The 12,385-nt window shown below is 69.9% G+C and carries 10 protein-coding genes; 4 read left to right on the top strand and 6 right to left on the bottom strand.

Features of this window, described 5'->3' with window-relative positions; translation table 11 throughout:
- Positions 1-825, top strand: coding sequence for a DUF72 domain-containing protein (locus tag FKO37_RS31005; RefSeq protein ID WP_238608359.1), 825 nt, complete (start codon positions 1-3; stop codon positions 823-825).
- A 12-nt stretch (positions 826-837) separates the two neighbouring features.
- On the opposite strand, the gene FKO37_RS31000 is transcribed toward FKO37_RS31005, so the two are convergent.
- Complete coding sequence (locus FKO37_RS31000) at positions 838-1,602, bottom strand: helix-turn-helix domain-containing protein (protein WP_238606785.1); 765 nt, start codon at positions 1,600-1,602, stop codon at positions 838-840.
- 74 nt (positions 1,603-1,676) lie between these two features.
- Here FKO37_RS31000 and FKO37_RS30995 point away from each other — a divergent pair, with 74 nt between their 5' ends.
- Positions 1,677-2,618, top strand: coding sequence for an amidohydrolase family protein (locus tag FKO37_RS30995; RefSeq protein WP_238606784.1), 942 nt, complete (start codon positions 1,677-1,679; stop codon positions 2,616-2,618).
- Between the two features lie 8 nt (positions 2,619-2,626).
- Here FKO37_RS30995 and FKO37_RS30990 read toward each other — a convergent pair whose 3' ends face one another.
- The 3 genes from FKO37_RS30990 to FKO37_RS30980 form a co-directional block, all read right to left on the bottom strand.
- Positions 2,627-3,364: an adenylyltransferase/cytidyltransferase family protein gene (locus FKO37_RS30990; protein ID WP_167754189.1), complete on the bottom strand. Its 738-nt coding sequence runs from the start codon at positions 3,362-3,364 to the stop codon at positions 2,627-2,629.
- 74 nt (positions 3,365-3,438) lie between these two features.
- The gene (locus FKO37_RS30985) at positions 3,439-5,013 is read right to left on the bottom strand and encodes a 4-hydroxyphenylacetate 3-hydroxylase family protein (protein WP_134729989.1); all 1,575 of its coding nucleotides are present in this window, start codon (positions 5,011-5,013) and stop codon (positions 3,439-3,441) included.
- A gap of 23 nt (positions 5,014-5,036) precedes the next feature.
- Positions 5,037-5,600 carry a flavin reductase family protein gene (locus FKO37_RS30980; RefSeq protein WP_037819593.1) on the bottom strand — a complete coding sequence of 188 codons (564 nt, stop codon included), beginning with the start codon at positions 5,598-5,600 and terminating at the stop codon, positions 5,037-5,039.
- Between the two features lie 128 nt (positions 5,601-5,728).
- Here FKO37_RS30980 and FKO37_RS30975 point away from each other — a divergent pair, with 128 nt between their 5' ends.
- On the top strand, positions 5,729-6,538 hold the full coding sequence (locus FKO37_RS30975; protein ID WP_374204420.1) for an IclR family transcriptional regulator C-terminal domain-containing protein: 810 nt from the start codon (positions 5,729-5,731) through the stop codon (positions 6,536-6,538).
- A 558-nt stretch (positions 6,539-7,096) separates the two neighbouring features.
- On the top strand, positions 7,097-9,124 hold the full coding sequence (locus FKO37_RS30970) for a hypothetical protein (protein WP_238606783.1): 2,028 nt from the start codon (positions 7,097-7,099) through the stop codon (positions 9,122-9,124).
- Here FKO37_RS30970 and FKO37_RS30965 read toward each other — a convergent pair.
- Together FKO37_RS30965 and FKO37_RS30960 are read right to left on the bottom strand one after the other, a co-directional pair.
- Complete coding sequence (locus FKO37_RS30965) at positions 9,115-10,068, bottom strand: M28 family metallopeptidase (protein ID WP_238606782.1); 954 nt, start codon at positions 10,066-10,068, stop codon at positions 9,115-9,117. The two genes, FKO37_RS30970 and FKO37_RS30965, sit on opposite strands and share 10 nt — an antisense overlap.
- Before the next feature lie 108 nt (positions 10,069-10,176).
- The gene (locus FKO37_RS30960; RefSeq protein WP_037819597.1) at positions 10,177-11,790 is read right to left on the bottom strand and encodes a M4 family metallopeptidase; all 1,614 of its coding nucleotides are present in this window, start codon (positions 11,788-11,790) and stop codon (positions 10,177-10,179) included.
- Positions 11,791-12,385: the final 595 nt, after the last annotated feature.

Here is a 12,385-nt window from a genome sequence, read left to right as displayed (position 1 = left end):
ATGTGGACGCACAAGGCGTGGCCAGGGCGGTTCCTGCCGCAGTCGCTGCCTGCGAAGGAGCGCCTGCGGGCCTACGCGGGCTGGTGCAACGCGGTGGAGGGCAACACCACCTTCTACGCGACCCCGGCCCGGAGCACTGTCGAAACGTGGGCGCAGCAGACCGGCCCCGACTTCCGGTTCGTGGTCAAGGTGCCCAAGACCGTGACGCACGAACGGCGGTTCGCCGGGGTCGAGACCGAGATGCGGGCGTTCCTGGACGCGCTCGAACCCCTCGGCGAGCGGGCCGTGCTGTGGACCCAGGTGCCCGGCTCGTTCGGCCCTTCGGACGTCGACGTGCTCGGCCGTTTCCTGCGCCGCCTCCCCGCCGACCTGCGGCGCGCGGTGGAGGTGCGGCATCCCGAGTTCTTCAGTGACGCCAGCGCGGCGTCGCTGCTGGAAGGGACGCTCGCGACCGCGGACGCCGAGTGGGTGCCGTTCGACACCACGGTCTTTTTCCAGCGTCCGCCGACCAGCGAGGCCGAACAGGACGCCTGGGCGAAGAAACCGCGGCTGCCGCGTCGGACGCGAGCGCTGACCGACCGGCCGGTCGTCCGTTATCTGGGCCGCGACTCGGTGGAGGAGACGGTCGCGGGCTGGCAGCCGTGGGCCGAGGTGGTCGCCGGCTGGCTGCGAGAAGGCCGCTCGCCGACGGTTTTCCTGCACACTCCCGACAACGACGAAGCCCCGGCGCTCGCCCGCCGGTTCCACGACGACGTGCGCGCGCTGGTGCCTGGTCTGGACGCGCTGCCCGAGCCGGAACCGGTGGAACCCGCGACGCTGTTCTGAGCACCGGGCCGGCTATCCAGCCGGGACGAACGCGATCAGCCGCTGATGGGGATCGTCCACCACCTGCAAGACAATCTGGTCCACGGTCTCCTCGACCCCGCCCGGCAGCCGGAGGCGCACCCGCAGGTGGGTGTGCGGCCGGACGACGTCGTTGCGTTCCCAGAGCGCCGCGAACTCGGCGTCGGTCCGGAGCAGTTCGTCGATCCAGTCCCCGGTCGGCGGGCCTGCCGGGCTGCTCGCGCGCACGATGCCGATCGTCGTGCGCCGCATCGCTTCCAGGTCCGCGAACCGGCTCTGGAGCACCGGATCGGTGAACAGCATCTGCACGTACCGGCGGCGTTCCGGCGGGACCGCGCCGAAATCGGTCATCAGCCGCGCGGCAGCCGCGTTCCAGGCCAGGATCGCCGTCGCCGGTCCGACGAGCACCGCGGGAATCTCGCCCATCCGGTCGACAAGGCGGCGCAACGGATCGCTCGGCTCCGGGTTCGGCGGAGGGACGTCGGGGACGGTGACGAGATCCAGCGCGTACTGCGTCTGGTCTTCGTCGAGCCCGAGCGCGGCGGCAATGCGGCGGACCACGTCGGCGCTCGGCATGACCCGGCCCTGCTCGATCCGCGTGTAGTACTCGTCGCTGACGTACGCCAGCGCGGCGACCTCACCGCGCCGGAGGCCGGGCACCTGACGGCGGCCCGTTTCGGCGGAGGCGGGCGGCGGGGCCTCGTCACGGCGGGCGTGCAGGAACGCCCCGAGCTGGACGAGCCGAGGGTCGCGTGCCATCAGCGCGGGCTTCGGGGGAGGGGGATCGGATTCTTCCCCTCCCGCGCCGGACGGCGAGGGCGCACGGTGGAGGCATGATCGACCGCGAACGCATCGACGTCCACACCCACCTGGTCCCTCCGTTCTGGGGCGAGGCCCTCGCACAGCACGGCGGCGACCCGTCGGGCTGGACGCTGCCCCCGTGGACGCCCGATGACCACTTGAAGTACATGGACGCCAACGGCATCGCCACGAGCGTACTGTCGCTCACCGCCCCGAGCGTGACCGGCTGGACCGGCCCGGCGCGTCGCGAAATGGCCCGCCGCGTCAACGAATACACCGCCGAGCTGGTGCGGGAACGCCCGGACCGGTTCGGGCTGTTCGCCACGGTTCCGTTGCCCGACGTCGAAGGCGCGGTAGCGGAGGTCGACCACGCGTTCGGCGCGCTCCGGGCCGACGGCGTGGTCCTGCTCTCCAACTACGACGGCGTCTACCTGGGCGACGACCGGTACGCGCCGCTCTGGGAAGCGCTCGACCGCCACCGCGCGGTGGTCTTCATCCATCCCGCGCATCCGCTCGTGCCGCTGCTGCCCGGCATCCCGGGACCGATGGTGGACTATCCGTTCGACACCACGCGCAACGCGGTGCACATGGTGTTCAACGGCATCACCGAGCGCTACCCGAACGTGCGGATCATCCTTTCGCACGCGGGCGGTTTCGTCCCCTTCGCGGCGTTGCGGTTCTGCCAGATCCAAGCCGCGCTGGAGCCCGCCGGACCCACCGCCGACGACTGGCTGGCCCGGTTCCGCAGCTTCTACTGGGACACGGCGCTGTCGTCGGGCGAATACGCTCTCGGCGCGCTCGCCCGGTTCGCCGATCCCGCGCGGATTCTGTACGGCAGCGACTTCCCTTACGCGACAATGGGAGTGAGCACCCGGTTCACTGAGATCCTGGACACCGAAAGCGGGTTGACCGCCGAACAAAGCCGGGCGATCGACTCCGGGAACGCCCGCGGGCTGTTCCCCCGGCTGGGCTGAAGCCCCGGTCACCCCGCGTCGACGAGATCCACCGCGGTCGGCCCGTCCGGCAAGTCCGCGAGCAGCACCCCGGCGTCCACCGCGACGGTCCGGTCGCCGTACGGGGTGCGGGCCCGGTATTTCCCCGGCGGCGGCAACAGCGTGGTGCACGGCGTGACGATTTCGCCCGCGACAGTCCCGTGCACGCGGTGCGGGCGGCCGAGGATCGCTGCGGCGCCAACGAGATCGCCCGCGGTGACCAAGGTGCGGACCAGAGTCGAGGAACAGCCGGGAAGCAGGTCGACGGCATGCGCGGTGAAGCCGTGGGCGGGTCCGAGCTTCCGCAGCAAGGCGGTGTCCCCGGCGCCTCGGTGGCCGAACCGGAAGTTGCTGCCGGTGACCACGGCGGTGGCGTTGAGGGTGCGCATCAGGACGCCGTCGACGAATTCCTCGGCCGGCGTGCGCGCGAGGCATTCGGTGAACGGGAGGACGAGCACCTGGTCGGCACCGTGCCGGCGGGCCAGTTCGGCGCGATGTTCCACCGTCGCCACCGGAGTCGTGTCGCGCGGCCGTCCGGCGATGGTCGCCGGATGCGGGTCGAAGGTCGTGAGGACCACCGGCGCGCCGCGCTCCCGGCCGAGGCGCGCCGCGTGGTCCAGAACCCGCTGGTGGCCGCGGTGCAGTCCGTCGAAGACGCCGAGCGCGACGACGGACGGACCCCATCCGTCCGGCACCTCGGCGATGCCGTGCCAGAAAACCGTGCTCACGCGAACCTCCCGCGCTCGTGCCGGGACCGGAACCGCGGCGCCCCCGGGGATGCGGGGGCGCCGCGGCGGACCGGTCAGCGCCGCTTCAGGAACGAGACGTCGTCGTTGCCGATGAGGTCCGGCACGGTCCAGCCGTCGAGGTCGTATTCGGCGAGGCACTGCTCGGCCAGGCCCTTCATCGACTCGGTCGTGCCCTGGGCCTCGGCGGCGAACAGCAGCTCCGCCTTGACGTTCTCGTGGTTGCCGGAGTAGTTGCGCTCGTAGAGCTCGTGCCGTCCGCCGAACTCCGACCCGACCGCGTCCCACAGCGCCTTCATCACCTTGACCCGGTCGACCGCCTCGTAGCCGTTGGAGCCGCGCACGTACTTGTCCAGGTACGGCCGCACCTCGGGGGTCTTGAAGTCGATCGAGTGCGAGTTGAGGTAGATCAGGCCGCTGGCCACGTCGGATTCGATGATTTCCTTGATCCGCGGGTAGGCCTGGATCATCAGCATCCGGTAGGTCAGGCCGTAGTCGAGCTTGGGCAGCAGCGCCCCGTTGGTCCACTCGTCCGGGTTGCGCGCCATCGCGTCGGCGAGCGCGAAGAACGTGTTGCGCCATCCGACGACCTCCCCGACCCGGGTCTGCACGCCGCGGAAGTCCTTGCTGCCGGTGATCTCCAGCGCCTTGAGCAGCAGCCCGGCGATGAAGTCGATCTTCGTCGCGAGCCGGATGCAGCCGTGGAAGGTGAACCGCGGGATGAAGCCGGAGACCGGGAAGAACCCGTTGATCTTCTCGATGTCGCCGTAGAGGAACACGTTCTCCCACGGCACGAGGACCTTGTCGAACACGAAAATGGTGTCGTTCTCGTCCATCCGGGAGGACAGCGGGTAGTCGAACGGGCTGCCCATCACCGCGGCCTGCTGCGTGTAGGACGTGCGGCAGATCAGCTTCACGCCCGGCGCGTCCATCGGCACCGTGCAGATGAGCGCGAACTCCTTCTTCTTGATCGGCAGCCCGTAGTGGGCGATGAAGTTGTAGTTCGTGATGGCCGAACCGGTCGCCACGACCTTCGCCCCGGACACGATCAGGCCCGCGTCGGTCTCCTTCTCCACCTTCATGAACACGTCGCCGACCTCGTCCGGCGGCAGGTTCCGGTCGACCGGCGGGTTGATGATCGCGTGGTTCCAGTACAGGACCTTCTCCTGCGATTCCTTGTACCAGCGCTTCGCGTTCTCCTCGAACGGCGCGTAGAAGTCGGAGTTCGCGCCGAGCGTGCCGAGGAAGCTGGCCTTGTAGTCCGGGCTGCGGCCCATCCAGCCGTACGTCATCCGCGACCAGGTCTCGATCGCGCGGCGGTCGGCGAGCAGGTCGTCCACGGTGTGCGGGCTGCGGAAGAACGGGTGCGTGACCCCGCCGTTGCCGGTGTCGGTCGGCACGGTCAGCGCGTCGCGGGTGTCGGGCGAGTGCAGCGCGTCGTACAGCCGGGCGGTCATCCGGACCGGGTTGCGGAAGGCGGGGTGCGTGGTGACGTCCTTGACGCGCTCGCCGTAGATCCACACTTCGCGTCCGTCCTGGACGGACTGGATGTATTCGTCGCCGGTCATCGGCGCGGAAGCGGTGGGGGCGGCGGTCTCGGAGGTCTCTGAGCGGTCCTGCTGGATGGTCATGGCGATGTCCTTTCGGGTGGCGGTCAGGCGGCGTGCGGCCGCAGCGGGGTGAACGTGGTCGAGGCGCCGAACCAGCCCGCCTCGGGGCAGTCGAGCGAGCCGCCCCAGTGGGTGCCGGTCTCGCGGGGGCCGAGTTCGCGGAACGCGCCGGCGTAGAAGAGCAGCGGCTGCCGGTTTTCGACAGCGACGTCGACGACCTCGCCGACCACGATCAGGTGGTCGCCGCCGTCGTAGGTGCGCCACGGGCGGCACGAATACACCGCGGCGGAGCCGACCAGGACCGGCGCGACCGGCCCTTCGGCCCATTCAGGTCCGGGATCGGCCGGACGTCCGGCGAAGTGCCAGGCGGTGTCTGCCTGGTCGGCGCCGAGCACGTTGACGGCGAAGGCGGCGCCGTCGAGGTAACTGCAGGCCTTGGACTGCCGGGTCAGCGTGACCTGGCACAACGCGGGTTCGAGCGAGACCGCGGTGAACGCGTTGACCGTGGCCCCGTGCGGGGTGCCCTGGTCGCTGCGGCAGGTCACCACGGTGACGCCGGTGGCGAACCGGCCGAACGCGTCGCGCAGTTCGCGGGACGGAACCGTCATCTCGCACCTCCTCGTGCGATGTACGCTATGCGTACGATGTGAACGCTATGCGTGCAGTGGTTGGAAGGATGCATCAGGAGGCGACGGAGGTCAAGGCCAGTACCGGAGCGGGTGAAATACTGCGGAGCGTGACGGCAGCCGGAAACGAGCGCGACTTCGTGCAGAGCCTGGAGCGCGGGTTCGCCGTGCTCCTCGCCTTCGACGAGGAGCGCACCAACCCCACGCTCACCGAACTGGCGACCGCGACGAACCTGTCGCGCCCCGCGGTGCGCCGCCTGCTGCTGACCCTGCAGCGGATGGGCTACGTGACCAGCGACGGACCGCGCTGGTCGCTGACCCCGCGCGTGCTGACCATCGGCCAGCACTACACGGCGACCCGCGCGATGATCGACCTGGCGCAGCCGCACCTGCTGCGGCTGGCGGAGGCGACGGGGGAGTCCGCGTCGCTGGCCGAACTCGACGGCAACGACGCGGTCTACGTCGCCCGCGTGCCGGTGCGGCGGATCATGAGCATCAACGTCGCGGTCGGCACCCGGCTGCCCGCGCACGCGACCTCGATGGGCCGGGTGCTGCTCGCGTGGTCGGGCCCGGAGCGGATCACCCGCTACCTGGAGGACGTCCCGCTTCGCGCGTACACCGCGCGCACGGTCACCGATCCGGCGGAACTGCGGCTCGCGCTCTCCGCGGTGCGCGAGGACGGTGTGTCCATTGTGGACGGCGAACTGGAGGAAGGCCTGCTGTCCGCGTCGGCCCCGGTGCGCGACCGGAGCGGGGCGGTCGTCGCGGCGCTGGCCTCGTCGACGGCCACCGGACGGCTCGCGCCGGAACGGCTGCGCAAGGAAACCGTCCCAGTGCTGCTCGAAACGGCGGCGGCGATCAGCACGGACCTCGGGTACGACCCGCGGCCGGTGCCGGTGAAGCGGGACGGCTTCTACTGAGGTTGCTGCCGGGTCGTTCTTGTCGCGGCGACTTGCACGACGGCGTCATGCCCTGCGCGAGGATGTCCCTGTCGCTCTAAGGCAACCAGCGGTTTCGCGGGGGAACTCTGCCTCAGACTGGGTGCATACTCGCCGCCCTTGAGCGGGAGGCCGAACTCTGCCTCAACGGGCAGGCTGCGCGCGCTGTTCGCCCCTGAGCGGGGTGCCGAACGCGGCATCGAACAAGCAGACTGAGCGCATACTCGCCGCCCTTGAGCGGGACGCCGAACTCGGTCTGGGCGGGCAGGCTGGACGCGTGCTCTTCGCCCTTGCGTGGGACGCCGAACTCGGCATCGAGCGAGCAGGCTGGGCGCATACTCACCGCGCTTGATCGGTGCCACGATCGAGTGTCCTCCGCGATATTTCTGTTTCTCTTCCCGCCGCGTCATCCGAATTCCGTTCTCCGCCCGCCGCCTTTTCGCGAATAGCGTTGCGAGCCGCGCGAGATTATCCAGCACTGACACCGGCGAAATCCCGCTGCCGCCGAAATTGTCAGACCCCGCCGCTACCTTGCTGGACATGACGCTTCTGGGGTTCTCCGAGGAGGACGAGTACCTGCCCGACTACGGCACCATTGTGCTTCGAGACGACGTATACCGCAGCGCGCCCGCGCTGGACAACAAACTGCTCGGCGAACTCGCGACGAACGCGTTGTCCGGCACGGTCGCGACAGCGGGCGACGGCTGGCTGCACTGCTCGGCAAGCCATCCCTGGCAAGCCGTGCGCTGCGAAGCCCACGACGGGCCGCCGGAACTGCGGCTCGAGGCATGGGAAGACATTGTCGAGTCGCCGTTTCACAGCCGCTCCGGGGCCGTGAGCCTGGGATTGCTCACCGGCGGCGCCGGCGGCGACGCACTGAACCTGGGAGCGAGAGGCCTTTTCCGTACGCGGGTCTGCCGGAAACCGGCGGCGGCCGGGGAAGAGGGCGACGTCTGGCTGATCCAGTTCTGGCCGTCACCCGACGGACCGGAGCCGCCGCGGTGGCTCAAACGCACCCGTCCCGCGTTGCATCCGGAGGACCCGGGCTGGCAAGAGGTAGTGGGTTACCACCTGATCGAAGTCTCGTGGTACTTCACGCTCGTGGGCATGTCGCGCCAGGACGGCTGGCTCGACGAACCGTTGCCCGGTGAACCGCCCTCGGACACCGTGTGTGCCCAGTTGGGCGTCGACCCGCCGCGCACGCGACGGGACGCGATTCCCTTGCTGGTCGCGGCAGGCCTGCTCGTGGACGACGGCACCGGCGGGTACTCGGCGGGAACGCCGCGGCGCGCCACGGAGGTGCTCGACCTGCCAGCGGACCTGGCCGCCCGGTTGGACGCGGCCGCCGTCCGCGCCGTCTGCATCCTGCTCGCGGCGGATCTCGTCAGCATCGCGGCGTGGTCGGATCCGGCGCACGTCAAGGATTTGGCCGCTTTGCTGGCGGTCCCGGAGGAAACCGTTGAGCCGTTGCTCGAGTATTCGGTCAGCGACAAGCTGATCCGCCGGGACAACGACACCGTCGCGGCGCTTCCCCGCCCACCACTGCGGCATGAGCCAGTGCCCCTCGTCCGAATGGTTCGCGAAGAGGAACCTCCGACTGTGGCCGGTCCTCCGCCGCGAGCCGGGTTCGTTTCCGGCGACGGCACGGTCGGCGTATGGCGCGGGGGAGAACTGGCGATCCTCGGCCGGGTCGAGAGTGACTATCGGTATCGCGCGTTCGAGACCCTGGCCGGGATTTACGTCGCCGCATCCGGCGGGCAGGGACAGCTGATCGACTGGTCGGGCACGGCCCGGCAGCTTCCGGTGGACCTGGACATCCGGCCCGTCCGCAGTGCGGACGGACGCTACCTGGCGGGCGTGCAGACCCATATCGGCCGACGGACGTGGGACCAGGTGCATTTGTACGATGTGACCACGGAAGAAGCGTGGAGCCTTCCCCCATCGCCTGAGATGACCCGGAGCGTCCTGGGCATCCACGACGGTGCTGTCTACTTCACGACGGATTCGGGAGCCCTCGTCGCTTCCCGCTGGACACCGGGTGCGGAACCGGTGGACCTCGCCTCACCTGTCCATCGGCTCGATCCGTTGTCCGGGGCGCAATTGCGCGAAGAAGCCGGGGGACTGGCGGTATTCACCGCGTCCGGGGAACGGCGGGAAGTCCCGGAACCCCACCGCTGGCGGTTCGTGCCGGGCGGCACGCGGATGTGTTCGTTCGGGTACGACCCGCCCGTCGCGCAGCTGCTCGACCTTGCCACCAGGACCATCGGCGAACACCCGCTTCCCGACGGCTGCGAGTCCGGCGAAGCCGTGCCGTCCGCGCCGGTCTGGGAAACCCCCGACACCCTGGTCTTCTCCCAGCCGCACCGCGGACTGACTCGCCGCGTCGTCCGATGGCACGTGCGGCGCAACGAGTTCGAGCATTTCGACCTGCCCGACCTCGCGGGACACCGCCCGTTCCTGATCGAACCGATTCTCGCCGGAGAGCCGGACGCTCCGGGCCGCCGTCTTAGCGACGGCGACCCGGAGCGGGTGCCCGGTCCTGGCGCTGGAAGTCAGGGTCAGCGATGAGCCGCCGCGACCGCCAGCTTCCACACCGCGTAGCCGATCGCGTCGGAGTTCTTCTCCAGCGGCGTGTCCGGGATGTTCGACGTCGTGTCGCAGGCGCGGTGGTAGCAGTTGTCGAACGCCGCGCCCGGCGTGCCGCCCCACTTCTCGGCCTGTTCGTAGCTCTTGATGTCGCCGGCGCCCGTCGCGAGGCCGCCGACCGGGATGCCCGCGCGCTTGAACGACGCGTGGTCGGACCGTCCGTCGCCTTCGGTGTCGCCCTCGGTCTCGATGTTGATGGAGGCGAAGTACTCGTCGAACACGGCCTTGACGGAAGCGACGTCGTCGTAGACGAAGTAGCCCCAGTTCTTCGAGCCGATCATGTCGAAGTTGAGGTAGGTGGTCATCTTCGCGCGCTCGGCGCTCGACAGCGTGCTCACGTAGTACCGCGAGCCGACCATGCCGGACTCCTCGTCGGCCCACCACGCGAACCGGACGCGCTTGGCCATCGCCGGGTTGGTGCGGGCCAGCGTCAGCGCGACCTCGAGGATCGACGCGCTGCCGGAACCGTTGTCGTTGATGCCGGGGCCTGCGCTCACCGAGTCGAGGTGCGCGCCGAGCATCAGAACCTGGTTCGCGTCGCCCTGCGGCCATTCCGCGATCAGGTTCTGCGACCGGCCGGTGCAGCTCGTGCAGGTCTGGCGCTTCGTGGTGTAGCCCGCGTTCTTGAGCAGGTTTTCCACATAGGACACCGACGCCGCGTATCCGCCGCCGCGCGGCGAGCGCGTGCCGCCGTTGTTGCGGGCGATGGCCTGGAACTGGTTGAGGTGGGTCTTGATGTTGGCCAGCGAGATGTCCGGGGCCGCGAGCGCCGAGGCGGGCGCGGCGGTGGCCGCGGGCACGCTGACGACGCCCAGTACCGCCACCAGGGCGGTGACCCCGGCGCCGATTCTTGTCTTCCACTTCATGACGGTGCGTTCCTTCGGTTGGGGTGGGGAGAGCGGGTGTTCTCGGGGGATTGGCCGGGCAGGCCGGGTCCCGTCGCGCGGCGGCGAGCGGGACCCGGCCGCGTCAGGTCAGCGCGTGGTGCGCGTCGTGCAGGTCGGCTCGCCGGACACCGCGGGGACGGAGACGGCGTTCCAAGCTGCCTTGGTGGCGTTGAACTCGGTGCAGCTGCCCGGGTAGAGCGCGATCGCGGCCTGGAGCGTCGCCTTGCGGGCCGCCTTGTGGTTCCACGACGAGGTCTTCTTCAGCAGGCCGTTGTAGAAGATCTTGGCGGCCTTCTGGATGCCGATCCCGGTGACGCTGCTGTTGTTGCAGGTCGGGCTGGCCGGCTTGCCGCCGCCCGGGTTCGAGCCCTCGGCGAGCAGGTAGAACCAGTGGTTCTGCGGACCGGCCGCGGCGTGCACCTCGGTGCTCGGGATCGACGACGAGTAGCAGTTCGGGTCGCCGACCTTCGACGGGTTGTACATGTAGCGGATCGGGCCCTGGCCGACCAGGTTGACGCCCTCGCCGACCTCGTAGTCGGGCCGGTCCTTCGCGTTGTTCGCGTATGCCTCGGTCATCGCGCCGAAGATGTCGCCGGTCGACTCGTTCAAGCCGCCGTTCTCGTTGCCGGAACCCGCGCCGCCCGGCGTGGTCTGGAAGATGCCGTGCCCGAACTCGTGGCCGACGACGTCCATCGACGTGGCCTGGCGCCGGTTGTCCTGAGAGTGCCCGAAGTGGGTCGAAGAGCCGTCCCAGTAAGCGTTGACGTCGTTCAGGCCGACGGACGCCGGGTAGCCGCGCCCGCTGCCGTTGATGCCGTTGCGGCCCAGCCAGTCCTTCAGCATCTTCCATTCGGTCTGGACGCTGAAAAGGGTGTCGACGCAGCCGGTCTCGAGGTTCGTCCCGGAACCGTTGCCCCAGCTGTTGTCCGGTCCACTGTAGACAGACCCGCCCTCGCGGCCGCAGCTGATGCCAGGGCGGCCCGGGTCGCGCATCGAGTACGAGCTGCCGGATCCGGTGGTGTCGATGGAGACGGTGCCGACGTAGTAGCTGTTGCCGGTGCCCGCCGCGTTCACCGCGTTCGGCCGCGCCTGGGACTTGGCCCCGGAGCTGAAGGTCTTGATGTCGTCCCGCTGGTCGAGCACCGCGCCGGTGGCGGCGTCGACGAACACGTGCAGCCTGCTCGGTGCCGTGGCCGTGCGCCCGGTGACGACGACCTCGTACGCCAGTTTCGGATTCGCCCCGGCCAGCACCACCTTTTCGGGCGTGCTCACACTGTCCACAGTGGGCAGTTGGGCGCGTGCCGTGGAAGCGGCCTTCGCGGCGTCGAGAACGGCTTGCGTCCCGACGGCGATGGGCGCGGTTTCCGCGGCGCTGGTGTCCCGGACGTTGCCGGCCCCGTCCGCGACGACGACCGCGTCCCCGCCGACGACCCGCAGGCCTTGGTAGGTGCGCTCGTAGGCGCTGTAGAAGAGCCCGGCGTCGCCCGCGGTCTGGCCGACGCGCCGGAACGCCTCCGCCGGGCCGCGGCTGAGCCCGCCGAGCCCGGAGGCGACTGCCTGGTCGGCGGCGCGAGCGGCGGCCGCGTCCGGGGAAACGGGCTGGGCTGGGGAGGCCGCGCTCGCCGGGACCGACGGCAACGCGAGGGACAGGGCGAGACCGGCGGCGGCCGCCAGGCCCGTGGTGAGTCCGCGATGGGGCATCGAGGTCTTCCTTCCCTGAAGGCAGGACGATGGGTGCGGGGAGAGGGAACGCGCCCGGCTGCTCACGGTGGGTATGCGGCCGAGCACAGTCGAGTAAAGGATCGGCGCCCGGGAGCGTCAATGCTCCAAACGGACCAACGGAATGTTCCGGATTCAGCGGTCAATTCGTATATGCGTTGCCGGTGCTGGGATTTTTCGCGTTTTCGGGCCCTGGGCGACTTTCGTAGGGAATGTCCCGGGTGCCGTACGAATGTCGGAAGCGTCCGGACGGCGGAAAGGCCGGGCCAGCGGGAGGTCGTTCCCCGGCGGGGATGGCGAGCGCAAGTGCGGCGCTGTCTGCCGCGGGTCGGCGAAGCATTGCTGCCAGGCGAACTCGACGCGTTCGCATGCCTCGGACCAGAGGCTGGGTTCGCGGCGGTGCGCTGCCGGACCAGCGAGCCGCCCGGCCTGGCTCGGACGGGCTCGTTAGGTGCTGGACTTACGGTGCGGCGCTGCCGGGCCAGAGATCCGCCCGGCTTGATCCGGATGGGCTCGTTACGGGCTGGACTCGCGCGGCGGTGCGCTGCCGGGCCAGGGGTCTGCCCGGTCTGATCCG

It is taken from the genome of Amycolatopsis sp. Poz14 (genome assembly GCF_006704225.1).
GTDB lineage: Bacteria > Actinomycetota > Actinomycetes > Mycobacteriales > Pseudonocardiaceae > Amycolatopsis > Amycolatopsis nivea.
Note: the sequence above shows the minus strand (reverse complement) of the source record. Positions and strands in the feature narration are given on the sequence as shown.

Bases quoted from the DNA above. Each gene is read 5' to 3' on its own strand.
- FKO37_RS31005 (WP_238608359.1), top strand. From the start codon at position 1: ATGTGGACGCACAAGGCGTGGCCAGGGCGGTTCCTGCCGCAGTCGCTG.
- FKO37_RS31000 (WP_238606785.1), bottom strand. From the start codon at position 1,602: ATGGCACGCGACCCTCGGCTCGTCCAGCTCGGGGCGTTCCTGCACGCC.
- FKO37_RS30995 (WP_238606784.1), top strand. From the start codon at position 1,677: ATGATCGACCGCGAACGCATCGACGTCCACACCCACCTGGTCCCTCCG.
- FKO37_RS30985 (WP_134729989.1), bottom strand. From the start codon at position 5,013: ATGACCATCCAGCAGGACCGCTCAGAGACCTCCGAGACCGCCGCCCCC.
- FKO37_RS30980 (WP_037819593.1), bottom strand. From the start codon at position 5,600: ATGACGGTTCCGTCCCGCGAACTGCGCGACGCGTTCGGCCGGTTCGCC.
- FKO37_RS30970 (WP_238606783.1), top strand. From the start codon at position 7,097: ATGACGCTTCTGGGGTTCTCCGAGGAGGACGAGTACCTGCCCGACTAC.
- FKO37_RS30965 (WP_238606782.1), bottom strand. From the start codon at position 10,068: ATGAAGTGGAAGACAAGAATCGGCGCCGGGGTCACCGCCCTGGTGGCG.
- FKO37_RS30960 (WP_037819597.1), bottom strand. From the start codon at position 11,790: ATGCCCCATCGCGGACTCACCACGGGCCTGGCGGCCGCCGCCGGTCTC.